The organism is Enterobacter sp. 01-M-02-SI-ECC, from assembly GCF_047530595.1.
GTDB classification, from domain to species: Bacteria; Pseudomonadota; Gammaproteobacteria; order Enterobacterales; family Enterobacteriaceae; genus Enterobacter; species Enterobacter cloacae_M.
Map to the genome: position 1 here is coordinate 71,010 of NZ_JBLKCZ010000010.1, position 15,872 is coordinate 86,881.

Here is a 15,872-nt window from a genome sequence, read left to right on the forward strand (position 1 = left end):
AATAGAAACTGGCAAAAAAAGAGACATTCAGTGCTGACCGCTTTTGGCGCGGTTCTAGCAAATACGGGGTAAGGGTTCCGCGTGCGGCAGGTCAAGCGTCCGCTTCACGCCATAAAGTCCGGTCAGGCGCACCCCTTTGCGCTCAACCACTTCACCAATCATCGCCGCCTCTTTTCCTGACGGATGAGCCCGCAGCTGTTCAAGAACGGCTTCCGCGGCCGAGCGTTCAACGCCAATCACCAGTTTGCCTTCGTTGGCAAAGTTGAGCGGGTCCAGCCCCAGCAGTTCGCAAAGCCCACGAACGGCGGGCTTAACGGGCAGGCTGCGCTCGGTGAGTTCAATCCCGCATCCGCAGCTTGCCGCAAACTCATGGACCACGGCGTTGACACCGCCTCGCGTGGCATCCCGCAGGGCCTTCACGCCGGGAATACCGCGCAGCGTCTGAATCAGCGGGGTGAGTACCGCGCAGTCGCTGCGCAGTTCGCCGTCCAGCCCCAGGCCCTCGCGCAGGTTCAGGATGGTCGCCCCGTGGCAGCCCAGCGTGCCGGTCACGATCAGCCCGTCGCCCACGCTGAGGCGCTGTGCGCCCCAGTGAATATCGGCGGGGATCGCGCCCATGCCGGCGGTGTTGATAAACAGCTTGTCGGCCGCGCCGCGCTGCACCACTTTGGTATCGCCGGTGACGATAGCTATCCCGGCCTCGCGTGCGGTCTGCGCCATGCTGTTGACCACTGTCGTGAGCGTCTCCATCGGCAATCCCTCTTCGAGGATAAACCCGCAGGAGAGGTAGCGCGGAACGGCACCGCTGACCGCCACGTCGTTGGCCGTGCCGCAGACGGCGAGCTTGCCGATATCGCCGCCGGGGAAGAACAGCGGGTCAATCACGTAGCTGTCGGTGGAGAAGGCCAGCCTGTCGCCCTGCGCGGTGAGGGTGGCGAGGTCAATGCGCGCCTGGTCTTCCTGTTCGGCGAGCCAGGGGTTGTTGAAGGCTTCCATAAACAGCCGGTTAATCAGCTGCTGCATCGCCTGTCCGCCGCTGCCGTGCGCCATTTCAACCGTATTCATGCTTCACTCTCCTGGTTGCGATACTGATACCACGCGGCACACGCCCCTTCGGAGGAGACCATCAGCGCGCCAAACGCCGTTTGCGGGTTACAGGTATTGCCAAATAACGGGCATTGATGCGGTTTGCATTTACCGGTGAGGACTTCGCCGCAGCGGGCCCGGGGATCGTCGCAAACCTGCTGCGGCTGCGGGCGGAAATGCGCTTCGGCATCGAACGCGCGATAGGCTGGCGTCAGGCGCACGCCGGATTCAGCAATCAGCCCCAGGCCGCGCCACTCGCTGTCGCCCTCAACGCTAAACACGTCGGCTATCGCCTGCTGCGCTCGTTCATTTCCCGCATCCGGCACCACGCGGCGGTACTGATTTTCCACGGTACTCAGGGCCGCTATTTTCTGCTCAACCAGCATGGTGACACCTTGCAGTAGATCAAGTGGTTCGAAACCAGCCACCACTAACGGACGATTGTACTGTTCAGCGATAAAATCGTAGGCGTCTGTGCCAATCACCATGCTGACGTGGCCCGGTGCCAGAAAGGCGTCAATGCCGTTTCCCGGCTCTTCCAGCAGGCTGCGCAGGGTGGGGATGAGCGTAATGTGCTGGCAGAAGAAGAAAAAATTCCCGACGCCGCGCGCTTTCGCCTGCTGCAGCGTGATGGCGGTGGCGGGCATGGTGGTTTCAAATCCCAGGCCAAAAAACACCACCCTGCGCGCGGGGTTGTCCTCCGCCAGCGTCAGGGCATCCATCGGCGAATAGACGATCCGGATGTCGGCCCCGCGCGCTTTCGCCTGCAGCAGCGAGCCGTTTTTCCCCGGCACGCGCATCGCGTCGCCAAAGGTGCAGAAAATGACGTCGGGCTGGCTGGCAATTTCGATGCAGCTGTCGATGCGCCCCATCGGCAGCACGCACACCGGGCAGCCGGGGCCGTGGATAAACTCGATGTTCTCCGGCAGCAGCTGGTCGAGGCCAAATTTGAAGATGGCGTGCGTATGTCCGCCGCACACCTCCATGATCCGCAACGGGTTTTCCGCCGTGTATTCCAGCAGCGCCGCGCGCGTTTTCAGGTGCCCGATAAGCTGCAGCACCTGCTCCGGCGCGCGGTATTCATCAACGTAACGCATGGCTAACGCTCCTCGCCGTACAGCAGCGCGCCCACGTCAGGCTCCACGTCGAACATGTTTTGCAATGCTTCCAGCGTGTCGCGGGCTTCCGCTTCGTTAATCACGCTCATGGCAAACCCTACGTGGACGAGCACCCACTGGCCGAGACGCGATGCGCCCGTTTCATCGCTGCTGCCCACCAGCGTCAGGTCCACGTCGCGCAGGATGCCGCAGACCTCCACTTTGGCCTGGTTCCCGTCAATGGAATGGATTTGTCCCGGTACGCCTATGCACATCGTTCACTCTCCAGCCAGTTCAGCCAGGCGTCCATGCCGTCGCCGCGCGTGGCGGAGACCAGCAGGATCTCAATCTCCGGGTTCACTTCCCGGGCGCAGGACAGGCACTTGTCCACGTCGAAGTTCAGGTACGGAAGCAGGTCAACTTTGTTCAGCAGCATGATAGACGCGGCGGCAAACATATGCGGGTATTTCAGCGGTTTGTCTTCGCCTTCGGTCACCGAAAGCACCGCCACCTTGTGGCGTTCGCCCAGATCGAAGCTCGCCGGGCAGACCAGGTTGCCGACGTTTTCAATAAACAGAATGCCGTTATCCGCCAGCGGAAGACGCGGGGCGGCGTCGGCAATCATCTGCGCATCCAGGTGGCAGCCTTTGCCAGTATTGACCTGAATCGCCGGGGTGCCGGTTTCGCGAATGCGCGCCGCGTCGTTAACGGTTTGCTGGTCGCCTTCAATCACCGCGCAGGAGACGCGCCCGTTCAGGCGTTTGAGCGTTTCCGTTAACAGCGTGGTTTTGCCGGAGCCGGGGCTGGAGACCAGGTTCAGCACCAGCTGTTTGCGGGCGGCAAAGCGCGCGCGGTTGCGGGCGGCGATCTGGTTATTTTTGTCCAGCACGTTGATTTCCACCTCCAGCATCTGGCGCTGGCTGATGCCCGGCGCGTGGGTACCCGCTTCGCCGTGGCCGTAGTGTAGATCGCCCGCAGCGGAGCGTTGCGGGGCGAAGGTGATACCGGTCAGCGCCGCAGCAGGCCGCGGGGCAGGCGAAAAGGGCGCGGAGCGAAACGCGGAATGGGGACGGTGTTCATCCCCTTCTATATACAGGTTGCCTTCGGCGCAACCGCAGGTGCTACACATACTTTACTCCTTCTCGATTTCGAGGCGTTGGATCTGCATGCCGTCGTCCGCCACGATGCGAAGACCGGTGCTCTGACACTGCGGACAGCGCTGAACCTTTGATGACAGCAGGGTGACGTACTGCTGGCACTGCTCGCACCAGCACTCCGCCTGCTGCTCTTCGATATGGAGCTCGCAGCCTTCCGCCAGCGTGCCGCGACACACCAGCTCAAAACAGAAATTCAGGGCGCTGGGCTCAACGCAGGAAAACGCCCCGACTTTCAGCCAGACGCCGGTGACGCGCTTCGCGTGGTTTTGCACTGCCTGCTGTTCGATAAGTTCCAGAGCCCGCTGGCAGAGGGTGATTTCGTGCATGACGCCTCCTCAATGAATTGCGCCATTGAATGCAATAACGGTGCCAGCTTGATTTTTGTTAAGGCGTGACGATGTCAACGCTGTCGAAATGACACGTCGACACCGCGGCGTTGACAGCGGGTTTGTAATTAAATCTATTTAAAATCAGAAAGTTAAAAACTGGCATGGAATCTGCTTAACAGCCGCTATCTCCATTAACCGGATACCTTCTATGACTATTTGGGAAATCAGCGAAAAAGCGGATTACATCGCGCAGCGTCATCAGCAGCTGCAGGACCAGTGGCACCTCTACTGCAACTCTCTGGTTCAGGGCATAACCCTCTCGAAAGCGCGTCTTCACCACGCGATGAGCTGCGCGGCGCAGGGCGACATGCGCTTCGTCCTGTTCGGCCATTTCATCATCAACGTTACCCTAGCGGATAACTTCAACAGCCACACCATTGAGTACCACCTCGAGACAAAAGACGGCGAAAAACAGTGTATTGCGAAGGCGCAGCTGATGGCCGATGGCATGGTGGACGGCCACGTCAGCAACCGCGATCGCCAGCAGGTGCTGGAGCACTATCTGGAAAAAATCGCGCCGGTCTATAACGGCCTGTACGCCGCCGTTGAACACGATCTCCCGGTCAACCTGAAGCAGCTGATGGATGGAAATACCTCAGCGAACGTGGCCTGACTCCTGCGTGTCGAGAAGTGTCGACAAGACAGTTTTTCGTCAAAAATGACTATCACCAGAGGATAACCCGGTGAACCGTTTTGTAATTGCTGACTCGACGGTCTGTATTGGCTGTCGAACCTGTGAGGCGGCGTGCTCGGAAACGCATCGCCTGCATGGGCTGCAGTCCATGCCGCGCCTGCACGTCATGCGTAATGAAAAAGAGTCTGCCCCGCAGCTCTGCCATCACTGTGAGGATGCCCCGTGCGCGGGTGTCTGTCCTGTAAATGCTATCACTCGCGTGGATGGCGCTGTCCAGCTGAACGAAAGCCTGTGCGTAAGCTGCAAGCTGTGCGGCATTGCCTGCCCGTTCGGCGCGATTGAATTTTCCGGCAGCCGTCCGCTGCATATTCCGGCGAACGCCAACTCGCCAAAAGCCCCGCCCGCACCACCGGCTCCGGCACGCGTAAGCACGCTGCTGGACTGGGTGCCCGGCATCCGTGCCGTTGCGGTGAAATGCGACCTGTGCAGCTTCGATGAGCAGGGGCCGGCCTGCGTGCGCACCTGCCCGACTAAGGCGTTGATTCTGGTTAACATTCGCGACATCGCCCGTACCAGCAAGCGTAAACGCGAGCTGACCATCAACAGTGATTTTGGCGACCTTTCTCTGCTACAGGCGCTTAACGAGGGGGCGAAATGAACGCGGCGATGATGATTACCAGCGCGGTAGCCTGTTTTGCTGGCGCCGCTGTTCTGGCGCTGATCTTCTCATTCCATAAAACCCTGAGCGGCGCGATCGCCGGACTCGGCGGGGCGGTTGCTAGCCTGATGACGCTGGCAGCAGGCGGCGTTGTCCTGCTCGGCGGCCAGTCCGCTGAGACCGTGATGCCGCTGATTCGCCACAACGTGGAGATCGCGCCCCTGAACGCCATCTGGCTGGTGACGTTTGGCCTGTGCGGGCTGTTTATCAGCCTGTTCAATATCGACTGGCACCGCCATCCGCACGTCAGGGCTAACGGCCTGCTGGTTAACCTGCTGATGGCGGCGGCGGTCTGCACCGTTATCGCCAGCAACCTCGGCGCGCTGGTGGTGATGGCGGAAATCATGGCGCTGTGCGGCGTGTTCCTGACGGGCTGCAGCGCCTCCGGCAAGCTGTGGTTTGCGCTGGGACGCCTCGGAACGCTGCTGCTGGCGCTGGCCTGCTGGCTGGTGTGGCACCGCTTCGGCACGCTGGACTTCGCTGCGCTCAACGGGCATCCGCTGGGGAACGACGTCTGGCTGCTGGGCGTGCTCGGCTTTGGCCTGCTCGCTGGCATCATCCCGCTGCACGGCTGGGTGCCGCAGGCGCATGCGAATGCCTCCGCGCCCGCCGCCGCGCTGTTTTCTGTGGTGGTGATGAAAGTGGGTCTGTTCGGGATTCTGGTGATTACGCTGACCGGCGGACAACCGCCTCTGTGGTGGGGCGTCGTGCTGCTGGTCGCCGGAATGATTACCGCGTTCGTCGGCGGTCTGTACGCGCTGATGGAGCACAATATCCAGCGCCTGCTGGCATACCACACGCTGGAAAACATCGGCATCATCCTGCTCGGCATTGGCGCGGGCGTGACCGGGCTGGCGCTCAACCAGCCGGCGCTGATTGCCGCCGGGTTTATCGGCGGACTTTATCACCTCGTCAACCACAGCCTGTTTAAAAGCACGCTGTTCCTCGGCGCGGGAAGCGTCTGTTTCCGCACCGGCCATCGGGATATCGAAAAGCTGGGCGGGATTGGCAAAAAGATGCCCGTCATTTCGCTCGCCATGCTGGTGGGTCTGATGGCAATGGCCGCGCTGCCGCCGCTGAACGGCTTTGCCGGGGAGTGGGTGATCTACCAGTCCTTCTTCACGCTCGGCCAGAGCGACGCATTTATTGCACGCCTGCTCGGCCCGCTGCTGGCGGTCGGTCTGGCGATAACCGGGGCGCTGGCGGTGATGTGTATGGCGAAAGTCTACGGCGTGACCTTCCTCGGCGCGCCGCGCACCCGCGAAGCGGAAAACGCCTGCTGCGCACCGTTGTTGATGGGCGTGAGCGTGGTCGCGCTGGCGCTGTGCTGCATCGCGGGCGGCGTCGCCGCGCCGTGGCTGCTGCCGCTGCTGGGCAACGCCATTCCGCTGCCGCTGACCGTGGCGAATACCACCGTCTCTCAGCCCATGATCGCGCTGCTGCTGATTGGCGCACCGCTGCTACCGCTCATCCTGATGATGTTCTTCAAACGCGACCGGCTCGCCTCCCGCTCGCGCGGTGCGGCGTGGGCCTGTGGCTACGAACACGAACAGTCGATGGTCATTACCGCCCACGGCTTCGCCATGCCGGTAAAAGAAAACTTTGCCGCCGTGCTGAAGCTGCGCCACTGGCTGAACCCGGTCGGCTGGGTACCCGGCTGGCAGAGCGCTGCCGCACCCGCGCTGTTCCGCCGTCTGGCGGTCATCGAACTGGCGGTGCTGGTGGTCATTGTGATTTCACGAGGAGCCTGACATGAATCTGTTACTGGCAATTCTTCAGGCGCTGGTGTTGTTCGCCGTGGCGCCGCTGCTGTCGGGCATCACGCGCGTGGCGCGCGCCCGGATGCACAACCGTCGCGGCCCTGGCGTGCTCCAGGAGTATCGCGATCTCTTCAAGCTGTTTTCTCGCCAGAGCGTGGCGCCGGATGCCGCAGGCTGGGTCTTCCGTCTGACGCCGTTTGTGATGGTGGGCGTGATGCTGACCATCGCCACCGCGCTGCCGGTGGTCACGGTGGGATCGCCGCTGCCGGCGCTCGGCGATCTGATCACGCTTATCTACCTCTTCGCTATCGCCCGCTTCTTCTTTGCCATCGCGGGCCTGGACACCGGGAGCCCGTTTACCGGCATCGGTGCCAGCCGCGAGGCGATGCTCGGCGTGCTGGTTGAGCCGATCCTGCTGCTGGGGCTGTGGGTTGCCGCGCAGGTTGCGGGCTCCACCCACATCAGCTTTATCACCCACGCCGTCTACCACTGGCCGGTTGCCCGCTCCATTCCGCTGGTGCTGGCGCTGTGCGCTTGCGCGTTCGCCACCTTTATCGAGATGGGCAAACTGCCGTTCGATCTGGCGGAAGCCGAGCAGGAACTGCAGGAAGGGCCGCTCACCGAGTACAGCGGCTACGGCTTTGCGGTGCTGAAGTGGGGCATTAGCCTCAAACAGCTGGTGGTGCTGCAGATGTTTGTCGGCGTCTTCTTCCCGTGGGGGCAGATGACGCACTTCTCCGCGGGCGGTCTGCTGCTGGCCGTCGTGGTTGCCGCCCTCAAGCTGCTGGTCGGCGTGCTGGTGATTGCCCTGTTCGAAAACAGCATGGCGCGTCTGCGTTTTGTGGAAACGTCCCGCATCACCTGGGCCGGGTTTGGTTTTGCATTTTTAGCGTTCGTCTCCTTGCTGGTGGCGTGATTAAAGAGAGTATTTATGTCTGAAGAAAAGAAAGGTCAGCAGTATCTCGCCGCATTGCATCAGGCTTTCCCCGGCGTGGTGCTGGAGGAGTCCTGGCAAACCAAAGACCAGATAACCGTCACCGTAAAGGTGAACTATCTGCCGGAAGTGGTGGAGTTTCTCTACTACCAGCAGGGCGGCTGGCTGTCGGTGCTGTTCGGTAACGACGAGCGCCAGCTGTGCGGCAACTATGCGGTGTACTACGTGATGTCTATGGAGCAGGGCGAAAAGTGCTGGATCACCGTGCGCGTCGAGGTCGACCCGGCTAAGCCAGAATACCCGTCCGTCACGCCCCGCGTGCCCGCTGCCGTCTGGGGCGAGCGTGAAGTGCGCGACATGTACGGTCTGGTGCCGGTCGGGCTGCCGGACGAGCGCCGCCTTGTGCTGCCTGACGACTGGCCGGACGAGCTCTATCCGCTGCGCAAAGACAGCATGGACTACCGCCAGCGCCCGGCCCCAACTACCGACAGCGAAACCTACGAGTTCATCAACGAGCTGGGCAGCAAGAACAACAACGTGGTGCCGATCGGCCCGCTGCACGTCACCTCTGACGAGCCGGGCCACTTCCGCCTGTTCGTCGACGGCGAAAACATTATTGACGCCGACTACCGCCTGTTCTACGTCCACCGCGGCATGGAAAAGCTGGCGGAAACCCGCATGGGCTACAACGAAGTGACCTTCCTCTCTGACCGCGTGTGCGGCATCTGCGGCTTCGCCCACAGCACCGCCTACACCACCTCGGTGGAAAACGGCATGGGGATCGTGGTGCCGGAGCGCGCGCAGATGATCCGCGCCATTCTGCTGGAGGTGGAGCGTCTGCACTCGCACCTGCTGAACCTCGGACTGGCCTGCCACTTCGTCGGCTTTGACTCCGGGTTTATGCAGTTCTTCCGCGTGCGCGAAGCGTCGATGAAGATGGCGGAGATCCTCACCGGGGCGCGCAAAACTTACGGTCTGAACCTGATCGGCGGGATCCGCCGCGACCTGCTGAAGGACGACATGATCCAGACCCGTCAGCTGGCGCAGCAGATGCGCCGCGACGTGCAGGAGCTGGTGGACATGCTGCTCAGCACGCCAAACATCGAGCAGCGCACCGTCGGCATCGGCCGCCTTGACCCGGAAATTGCCCGCGACTTCAGCAACGTCGGCCCGATGGTGCGCGCCAGCGGCCACGCCCGCGACACGCGCGCCGATCACCCGTTCGTCGGCTACGGCCTGCTGCCGATGACCGTGCACAGCGAGCAGGGCTGCGACGTCATCTCGCGCCTCAAGGTGCGTATCAACGAGGTGTTCACCGCCCTGAACATGATCGACTTCGGTCTCGATAACCTTCCCGGCGGCCCGCTGATGGTGGAGGGCTTTACCTACATTCCTAACCGCTTTGCCCTCGGCTTTGCCGAAGCGCCGCGCGGGGACGATATCCACTGGAGCATGACCGGCGACAACCAGAAGCTCTACCGCTGGCGCTGCCGCGCGGCCACCTACGCCAACTGGCCAACCCTGCGCTATATGCTGCGCGGCAACACGGTTTCCGATGCGCCGCTGATCATCGGCAGCCTCGACCCGTGCTACTCCTGCACTGACCGCATGACCGTGGTCGACGTGCGCAAGAAAAAAAGCCAGGTGGTGCCGTACAAAGAGCTTGAGCGCTACAGCATCGAGCGTAAAAACTCGCCGCTGAAATAAGGACTCGCCATGTTTACCTTTATCAAAAAAGTAATCAAAACGGGCACGCAGACCAGCAGCTATCCGCTGGAGCCGATGCCGGTGGATAAAAACTTTCGCGGCAAGCCGGAGCACAACCCGCAGCAATGCATCGGCTGCGCGGCCTGCGTCAACGCCTGCCCGTCGAACGCCTTAACGGTCGAAACGGATCTCAAAACCGGCGAACTGGCCTGGCAGTTTAACCTCGGGCGCTGCATCTTCTGCGGCCGCTGCGAGGAGGTCTGCCCGACGGTCGCCATTCGCCTGTCGCAGGAGTACGAGCTGGCGGTGTGGAAGAAGGAGGACTTCCTCCAGCAGTCGCGCTTTGACCTGTGCAGCTGCCGCGTGTGCAGGCGCCCGTTCGCCGTGCAAAAAGAGATCGACTATGCCATCGCGCTGCTGCAGCACAACGGTGACGCCCGCGCGGAGCACCACCGCGAAAGCTTTGAAACCTGCCCGGAGTGCAAGCGTCAGAAGTGCCTGCTGCCGTCCGACCGTATTGATATCACCCGCCATATGAGAGAGGCCAGCTGATGGAAAACCTACTGGGCCCGCGAGACGCTAACGGCATTCCTGTGCCGATGACGGTGGAGGAGTCCATCGCCAGCATGAAGGCGTCGCTGCTGAAAAAAATCAAACGCTCGGCCTACGTCTACCGCGTGGACTGCGGCGGCTGCAACGGCTGCGAGATCGAGATCTTCGCTACGCTGTCGCCGCTGTTTGACGCCGAGCGCTTCGGCATCAAAGTGGTGCCGTCCCCGCGTCATGCGGACATTCTGCTGTTTACCGGGGCCGTCACCCGCGCCATGCGCTCGCCGGCGCTGCGCGCCTGGCAGTCCGCGCCGGACCCGAAAATCTGCATCTCCTACGGGGCCTGCGGCAACAGCGGCGGTATCTTCCACGACCTTTACTGCGTCTGGGGCGGCACCGACAAAATCGTGCCGGTGGACGTCTACATTCCGGGCTGCCCGCCAACGCCTGCCGCGACGCTGTACGGCTTCGCGATGGCGCTTGGCCTGCTGGAGCAGAAAATCCACGCCCGCGAGCCGGGCGAGCTGGACAACCGGCCTGCGGCCATCCTGCACCCGGACATGGTCCAGCCGCTGCGGGTGAAGATTGACCGCACGGCGCGCAGGCTGGCGGGCTATCGCTACGGGCGTCAGATTGCCGATGATTATCTGCGCCTGCTGAGCCAGGGCGACCATCAGGTGGCGCGCTGGCTGGAGGCGGAAAACGATCCGCGTCTCAATGAGATCGTGGCGAACCTGAACAGCATCGTGGATGAGGCGCGTATCCGATGAGTGAAACGGTGGTGTTCAGCCAGCTGAGCCGTAAGTTTATTGATGAGAACGATGCCACGCCCGACGCGGCGCAGCAGGTGGTCTATTACAGCCTGGCGATTGGGCATCACCTCGGGGTGATTGACTGCCTGGAGGCGGAGCTGAGCTGCCCGTGGCCCGAGTACCTGGCATGGATCGCCACGCTGGAGGAGGGCAGCACGGCGCGGCGCAAGATGGAGGGCGTGCCGAAGTACGGCGAGATCGTCATCGACGCCAACCACATTGCGATGCTCGCCAACGCCTTTGACGCGGCGCTCGGCAGGCAAACCCCCGAGCAGCAGTCGTGGAGCAAAACGCTGCTCGGCATGCTGCACGATATTCATCAGGAGAGCGCCATCTACCTGATGGTGAGGAGATTACGTGACTGACGTTTTACTGTGTGTCGGCAACAGCATGATGGGCGACGACGGCGCGGGCCCGCTGCTGGCAGAGATGTGCGCCGCAAACCCGCAGGGCAGTTGGGTGGTGATTGACGGCGGCAGCGCGCCGGAAAACGACGTGGTCGCCATCCGCGAGCTGCGCCCGGAGAGGCTGTTAATCGTCGATGCCACCGATATGGGGCTCAACCCCGGTGAGATCCGCCTGATTGACCCGGACGACATCGCCGAGATGTTTATGATGACCACCCACAATATGCCGCTGAACTACCTGGTCGATCAGATTAAAGACGACGTGGGCGAGGTGCTGTTTTTGGGGATTCAGCCGGACATCGTGGGGTTTTATTACCCGATGACGCCGCCGGTGAAAGAGGCGGTGGAACGGGTCTATTCACGGCTTGCGGAGTGGGTTGGGGATGGAGGTTTTTCTCAGCTCTGAGCAGTGCCAAACCCCTCTCCCTCTCCCTGTGGGAGAGGGCCGGGGTGAGGGCAACAGGCTACTCGAGATCCGCCCCGTTACTCGCAATCACCTTCTTATACCACCAGAACGATTTCTTGCGCTTGCGGTCCAGCGTGCCGTTTCCTGCGTCGTCCCGGTCGACGTACACAAACCCGTAGCGCTTGCTCATCTCGCCCGTTGAGGCGGCCACCAGGTCGATACAGCCCCAGGTGGTGTAACCCATCAGCGGCACGCCGTCCTCAATCGCGTCGCCCATCGCGCGGATATGCTCGCGCAGATAGCTGATGCGGTAGTCGTCGTTAATCTCGCCGTTTTCATCAACGACATCTTTCGCCCCCAGGCCGTTTTCCACCAGGAACAGCGGCTTCTGGTAGCGGTCGTACATCATGTTCATGGTGATGCGCAGGCCGAGCGGGTCGATGCCCCAGCCCCATTCGCTCACCTGAATATGCGGGTTACGCAGGGACTTCACGATGTTCGCCGCGCTGGTGTTACCCGCGTTCATATCCGCCGACGCGCAGCGCGAGGCGTAATAGCTGAACGAGACAAAGTCGACGGTGTTTTTTAACAGCTCGTCGTCGCCGGGATCTTTCACAATCACCACGCCTTTCTCGCGGAACACGCGGGCGGAGTAGGCCGGATAGCTACCGCGCGCCTGCACGTCGATGAAGAACAGGTTCTCGCGGTCTTTCTCCAGCGCCATCCACACGTCTTCCGGCTTGCAGGAGTAGGGGTAGAAATTGCCGCCCGCCAGCATGCAGCCCACCTGGTTTTCCGGGTTCACCTCGTGGGCGATTTTGGTCGCCAGCGCGCTTGCCACCAGCTCGTGGTGCGCGGCCTGGTATTTCACCTGGTCTTCGTTTTCACCTTCCTCAAACACCAGCCCCGCGCCGGAGAACGGGCTGTGCAGCATGATGTTGATTTCGTTGAAGGTCAGCCAGTATTTCACCAGCCCGTTAAATTCTTCAAAGCAGGTGCGGGCGTAGCGGGCGAAGAAATCGACCATCTTACGGTTGCGCCAGGAGCCGTATTCCTTCACCAGGTGCATCGGCACGTCGAAGTGGCAGAGCGTAACCAGCGGCTCGATGTTGTACTTTTTGCACTCCTCGAACACCGCGCGATAGAAGGCAATGCCCTCTTTGTTCGGCAGCGGTTCGTCGCCGTTTGGGTAGAGGCGGCTCCAGGCAATGGAGGTGCGGAACACCGTAAAGCCCATCTCCGCCATCAGGGCGATGTCTTCTTTATAGCGATGGTAAAAATCAATCGCTTCGTGGTTCGGGTAGAACTCGTCGTCACGCAGCGAAAAACGCTTTTCCTTACCGATCTTCACCGCCAGGCGATTCGCGCCGTGGGGGATCATATCGACCGTCGTCAGTCCTTTGCCGCCTTCACGATAAGCACCTTCACTCTGGTTGGCGGCAAGCGCGCCGCCCCATAAAAATCCTTGTGGAAAAACAGACATTCTTACCTCGCTTTCAATTTATGCTTTTGCTGCGTTGTTCTGTACCGGTGCGGTCTGCAGGGCGCGCGCTTTTTCAGCTTCGTCTTCGACCGGGATATCCTCAAACCCTAAAAGCAGGGTCAGAACAAACGACAGCACGACTGCCAGTCCCATCACGCCGAACACCCAGACGATGGTCATCGGGTTGGCCGGGTCAAAGAACTGCACGCTGGTGAACAGCCCCGGTGCCGCCATTGAGTGGCTGGCAAGACCGGCCATGCCGGCGACCGCCCCGCAGATAAAGCCGCTGATCAGGCTCGCAATCAGCGGACGTTTCAGACGCACCGCCACGCCGTACAGGGCCGGTTCAGAGATCCCCGCCATAATGGCGGAGGCTGCCGCCGCCAGCGCCGTCTGGCGCAGCTCCGGGTTTTTGGTTTTCCACGCCACCGCCAGCGACGAGCCGCCGAGCGACAGGTTGGCGCCGATTTCCGACGGCATCACCATCCCTTCCTTGCCCGTTTCGGCAATGGTCTGAATGATGGTCGGCGTAAACACGCGATGCATCCCGGTCATCACCAGCAGCGGCCAGAGCGCGCCCATGATGGCGACGGAGAGCCAGCCCAGGTAGCCGTGAATGGTGTAGACCAGCGCGGAGATGGCGCTACCGATCCAGATCCCCAGCGGGCCAATCAGCACGATGGCGAGCGGGGCAGCAATCAGCACGATCAGCATCGGCTTGAGGAAGTTTTTCGTCACCGCCGGGGTAATGCGGTCCACCCAGCGTTCGATGTATGACAGGCACCAGGTCATCACCAGCGCCGGGATGACGGTGTAGGTGTACTTCACCGCCGTCACCGGAATGAAGGCGAACTCAACGTGCTCTCCCTGCGCGGCTTTCGCCATCAGCTCGATAAAGCTCGGGTGCACCAGCACGCCCGCGATGGCGATGGCCAGCGACATGTTGGTTTTGAATTTCACCGCCGCCGAGGCCGCCACCATCAGCGGCAGGAAGAAGAAGGCGCCGTCGCCGATGACGGTCAGAATAGTGAGCGTCGGCGCGCCTTTTGGCAGCACGCCGGTCATCTCGAGGATCATCGCCAGCAGCTTGACCATCGAGCCGCCGATGATCGCCGGGATCAGCGGGGACATGGTGCCGATCAGCGCGTCGAGGATCCCGGCGCCAACGCGGCGTAAGGTCAACTTCTGCGGACCTTCCGGCACCGCGGGCTGCAGGTCAGCGGGCAGCAGGCTTACCACTTCGCGGTACGCCTGTGAAACCGTGTTGCCAATAATGACCTGGCACTGGTTGTCGTTGCGTACCACGCCGAGCACGCCGCTGATGCTTTTCAGGCGCGCTGCGTCGGTCAGGCTTTCGTCTTTCAGTACGAAACGCAGACGCGTCATGCAGTGGGTGACGGCGACGATGTTCTCTTTGCCGCCCAGCGCGCTGATAACGTCGTTCGCCAGCGCAGCGTAATTTTTGGCCATCGGATGTGATCCTGTTATTGTTGTGAGACATGTAGGAAACCGGTTCCACATAATCATCATGAGTTTCTTTGGATGAAACAAGATCGCTTTTTGACCATTTTTTCGTTTCGTGATGCAGATCGCAATGGTGTAGCAAAAGCGTGATTTCGCCGCTGCGACAATTTTTCTGCAGTGCAGTACACTGCGCTCCATCAGATTCAGACGGAATAACAACATGACCACGATGCTTGAAGTGGCGAAGCGGGCAGGCGTTTCGAAAGCCACGGTGTCCCGGGTGCTATCGGGAAATGGCTACGTCAGCCAGGAGACCAAAGACCGGGTGTTTCAGGCCATTGAAGAGAGCGGCTATCGCCCGAATTTACTGGCGCGCAACCTGGCGACCAAACGTACCCAGACGCTGGGGCTGGTGGTGACTAACACCCTCTATCACGGCGTCTACTTCAGCGAACTCCTGTTTCACGCCGCGCGCATGACGGAAGAAAAGGGGAGGCAGCTGATCCTCGCGGACGGCAAGCACAGCGCGGATGAAGAGCGGGAGGCGATCCAGTACCTGCTCGATATGCGCTGCGACGCGGTGATCATCTATCCGCGTTTCCTGAGCGTGGAAGAGATGGATGAGATCGTCGAGAAGTGCGAGCAGCCCATAATGGTGCTCAACCGCCGCCTGCGGAAAAACAGCAGCCACTGCGTCTGGTCAGATCATAAAGCCTCCAGCCAGGAGGCGGTGTCGCAGCTGATTGCGAAAGGGCACCGGGAGATCGCGTTTATCACCGGCTCGCTGGATTCTCCCACCGGGGTTGAGCGTCTCTCCGGCTACAAGGACGCGCTGGCGCAGCACGGTATTCCGCTGCGCGAAGGGCTGATTGCGCAGGGGAAGTGGAACCCCGCCAGCGGCGCGGCGGCGGTATCGGTACTGCTTGCTCGCGGTGAGCGCTTTACGGCGCTGGTGGCGAGTAATGACGACATGGCGATCGGCGCCATGAAGCAGCTGCACGACAGCGGCGTGGCCGCCCCGGACGCGGTGTCGGTGATCGGTTTCGACGACGTGGCCATCGCGCCCTACATCGTGCCGTCGCTTTCCAGCGTGCGTATTCCGGTGACGGAGATGATTAAAGAGACTATCAGCCGCCTGATCTTCATGCTCGACGGCGGTGAGTTTAAGTATCAGCAAACCTTTTCCGGCGAGCTGGTGCTGCGCGACTCGGTTATTGATGGCCCGCACCGCTGATGTCGACAGCTGTCATCGTCATAAGTGACGATGAC

The 15,872-nt window shown here is 61.3% G+C and carries 17 protein-coding genes; 10 read left to right on the plus strand and 7 right to left on the minus strand.

Features of this window, described 5'->3' with window-relative positions; translation table 11 throughout:
- Positions 1-54: 54 nt before the first annotated feature.
- Genes hypE through hypA form a run of 5 tightly spaced genes read right to left on the minus strand, consistent with a single transcriptional unit; the run spans position 55 to position 3,666 of the window.
- Positions 55-1,065, minus strand: coding sequence for a hydrogenase expression/formation protein HypE (gene hypE, locus ACMWLG_RS14615; protein WP_045404193.1), 1,011 nt, complete (start codon positions 1,063-1,065; stop codon positions 55-57).
- Positions 1,062-2,183 (minus strand): hydrogenase formation protein HypD, encoded by a 1,122-nt coding sequence (gene hypD, locus ACMWLG_RS14620; RefSeq protein WP_045404194.1) that lies wholly within the window; start codon positions 2,181-2,183, stop codon positions 1,062-1,064. The genes hypE and hypD overlap by 4 nt, the downstream gene beginning before the upstream one ends.
- 2 nt (positions 2,184-2,185) lie before the next feature.
- Positions 2,186-2,458, minus strand: a complete 273-nt coding sequence (locus ACMWLG_RS14625; RefSeq protein ID WP_045404195.1) for a HypC/HybG/HupF family hydrogenase formation chaperone — start codon at positions 2,456-2,458, stop codon at positions 2,186-2,188.
- Entirely contained in the window at positions 2,449-3,312 is an 864-nt protein-coding gene (hypB, locus tag ACMWLG_RS14630; RefSeq protein WP_039263378.1) for a hydrogenase nickel incorporation protein HypB, read from the minus strand. Before hypB ends, ACMWLG_RS14625 begins: the two co-directional genes overlap by 10 nt.
- 3 nt (positions 3,313-3,315) lie before the next feature.
- Positions 3,316-3,666 carry a hydrogenase maturation nickel metallochaperone HypA gene (gene hypA / locus ACMWLG_RS14635; protein WP_045404196.1) on the minus strand — a complete coding sequence of 117 codons (351 nt, stop codon included), beginning with the start codon at positions 3,664-3,666 and terminating at the stop codon, positions 3,316-3,318.
- A gap of 211 nt (positions 3,667-3,877) precedes the next feature.
- On the opposite strand from hypA, the gene hycA reads away from it, so the two are divergent.
- The 9 genes from hycA to hycI all read left to right on the plus strand — a co-directional run bounded on the left by hycA (position 3,878) and on the right by hycI (position 11,656).
- Positions 3,878-4,342, plus strand: coding sequence for a formate hydrogenlyase regulator HycA (gene hycA, locus ACMWLG_RS14640; RefSeq protein WP_045404197.1), 465 nt, complete (start codon positions 3,878-3,880; stop codon positions 4,340-4,342).
- A 70-nt stretch (positions 4,343-4,412) separates the two neighbouring features.
- Positions 4,413-5,021 carry a 4Fe-4S dicluster domain-containing protein gene (locus tag ACMWLG_RS14645; RefSeq protein WP_023308971.1) on the plus strand — a complete coding sequence of 203 codons (609 nt, stop codon included), beginning with the start codon at positions 4,413-4,415 and terminating at the stop codon, positions 5,019-5,021.
- A complete protein-coding gene (hycC, locus tag ACMWLG_RS14650; RefSeq protein WP_045404198.1) occupies positions 5,018-6,832 on the plus strand; it encodes a formate hydrogenlyase subunit 3 in 1,815 nt (604 codons plus the stop codon). Before ACMWLG_RS14645 ends, hycC begins: the two co-directional genes overlap by 4 nt.
- A gap of 1 nt (position 6,833) precedes the next feature.
- Complete coding sequence (locus ACMWLG_RS14655; protein WP_045404199.1) at positions 6,834-7,757, plus strand: respiratory chain complex I subunit 1 family protein; 924 nt, start codon at positions 6,834-6,836, stop codon at positions 7,755-7,757.
- 15 nt (positions 7,758-7,772) lie between these two features.
- Positions 7,773-9,482 (plus strand): formate hydrogenlyase subunit HycE, encoded by a 1,710-nt coding sequence (hycE, locus tag ACMWLG_RS14660; RefSeq protein ID WP_045404200.1) that lies wholly within the window; start codon positions 7,773-7,775, stop codon positions 9,480-9,482.
- Between the two features lie 9 nt (positions 9,483-9,491).
- Positions 9,492-10,034 (plus strand): formate hydrogenlyase complex iron-sulfur subunit, encoded by a 543-nt coding sequence (locus tag ACMWLG_RS14665; RefSeq protein WP_023308967.1) that lies wholly within the window; start codon positions 9,492-9,494, stop codon positions 10,032-10,034.
- Positions 10,034-10,801 carry an NADH-quinone oxidoreductase subunit B family protein gene (locus tag ACMWLG_RS14670; protein ID WP_033146382.1) on the plus strand — a complete coding sequence of 256 codons (768 nt, stop codon included), beginning with the start codon at positions 10,034-10,036 and terminating at the stop codon, positions 10,799-10,801. The genes ACMWLG_RS14665 and ACMWLG_RS14670 overlap by 1 nt, the downstream gene beginning before the upstream one ends.
- Complete coding sequence (locus ACMWLG_RS14675) at positions 10,798-11,208, plus strand: formate hydrogenlyase maturation HycH family protein (RefSeq protein WP_045404202.1); 411 nt, start codon at positions 10,798-10,800, stop codon at positions 11,206-11,208. The genes ACMWLG_RS14670 and ACMWLG_RS14675 overlap by 4 nt, the downstream gene beginning before the upstream one ends.
- Positions 11,201-11,656: a hydrogenase maturation peptidase HycI gene (gene hycI / locus ACMWLG_RS14680; protein WP_045404203.1), complete on the plus strand. Its 456-nt coding sequence runs from the start codon at positions 11,201-11,203 to the stop codon at positions 11,654-11,656. Before ACMWLG_RS14675 ends, hycI begins: the two co-directional genes overlap by 8 nt.
- A 58-nt stretch (positions 11,657-11,714) precedes the next feature.
- On the opposite strand, the gene ACMWLG_RS14685 is transcribed toward hycI, so the two are convergent.
- On the minus strand, positions 11,715-13,139 hold the full coding sequence (locus ACMWLG_RS14685) for a 6-phospho-beta-glucosidase (protein WP_045404205.1): 1,425 nt from the start codon (positions 13,137-13,139) through the stop codon (positions 11,715-11,717).
- 18 nt (positions 13,140-13,157) lie between these two features.
- Positions 13,158-14,609: a PTS cellobiose/arbutin/salicin transporter subunit IIBC gene (gene ascF, locus ACMWLG_RS14690; RefSeq protein WP_045355796.1), complete on the minus strand. Its 1,452-nt coding sequence runs from the start codon at positions 14,607-14,609 to the stop codon at positions 13,158-13,160.
- Positions 14,610-14,823: 214 nt separating this feature from the next.
- Here ascF and ACMWLG_RS14695 point away from each other — a divergent pair, with 214 nt between their 5' ends.
- The gene (locus ACMWLG_RS14695) at positions 14,824-15,837 is read left to right on the plus strand and encodes a LacI family DNA-binding transcriptional regulator (protein ID WP_045404206.1); all 1,014 of its coding nucleotides are present in this window, start codon (positions 14,824-14,826) and stop codon (positions 15,835-15,837) included.
- The last annotated feature ends 35 nt before the right edge of the window (positions 15,838-15,872 follow it).

Excerpts from the sequence above, each read along its gene's own strand:
- ACMWLG_RS14655 (WP_045404199.1), top strand. The coding sequence starts at position 6,834 with ATGAATCTGTTACTGGCAATTCTTCAGGCGCTGGTGTTGTTCGCCGTG.
- ACMWLG_RS14670 (WP_033146382.1), top strand. The coding sequence starts at position 10,034 with ATGGAAAACCTACTGGGCCCGCGAGACGCTAACGGCATTCCTGTGCCG.
- hycA (WP_045404197.1), top strand. The coding sequence starts at position 3,878 with ATGACTATTTGGGAAATCAGCGAAAAAGCGGATTACATCGCGCAGCGT.
- hypD (WP_045404194.1), bottom strand. The coding sequence starts at position 2,183 with ATGCGTTACGTTGATGAATACCGCGCGCCGGAGCAGGTGCTGCAGCTT.
- ACMWLG_RS14665 (WP_023308967.1), top strand. The coding sequence starts at position 9,492 with ATGTTTACCTTTATCAAAAAAGTAATCAAAACGGGCACGCAGACCAGC.
- hypB (WP_039263378.1), bottom strand. The coding sequence starts at position 3,312 with ATGTGTAGCACCTGCGGTTGCGCCGAAGGCAACCTGTATATAGAAGGG.
- hycE (WP_045404200.1), top strand. The coding sequence starts at position 7,773 with ATGTCTGAAGAAAAGAAAGGTCAGCAGTATCTCGCCGCATTGCATCAG.
- hypA (WP_045404196.1), bottom strand. The coding sequence starts at position 3,666 with ATGCACGAAATCACCCTCTGCCAGCGGGCTCTGGAACTTATCGAACAG.
- ACMWLG_RS14675 (WP_045404202.1), top strand. The coding sequence starts at position 10,798 with ATGAGTGAAACGGTGGTGTTCAGCCAGCTGAGCCGTAAGTTTATTGAT.
- hypE (WP_045404193.1), bottom strand. The coding sequence starts at position 1,065 with ATGAATACGGTTGAAATGGCGCACGGCAGCGGCGGACAGGCGATGCAG.
- ACMWLG_RS14625 (WP_045404195.1), bottom strand. The coding sequence starts at position 2,458 with ATGTGCATAGGCGTACCGGGACAAATCCATTCCATTGACGGGAACCAG.
- ACMWLG_RS14685 (WP_045404205.1), bottom strand. The coding sequence starts at position 13,139 with ATGTCTGTTTTTCCACAAGGATTTTTATGGGGCGGCGCGCTTGCCGCC.
- hycC (WP_045404198.1), top strand. The coding sequence starts at position 5,018 with ATGAACGCGGCGATGATGATTACCAGCGCGGTAGCCTGTTTTGCTGGC.
- ACMWLG_RS14695 (WP_045404206.1), top strand. The coding sequence starts at position 14,824 with ATGACCACGATGCTTGAAGTGGCGAAGCGGGCAGGCGTTTCGAAAGCC.
- ascF (WP_045355796.1), bottom strand. The coding sequence starts at position 14,609 with ATGGCCAAAAATTACGCTGCGCTGGCGAACGACGTTATCAGCGCGCTG.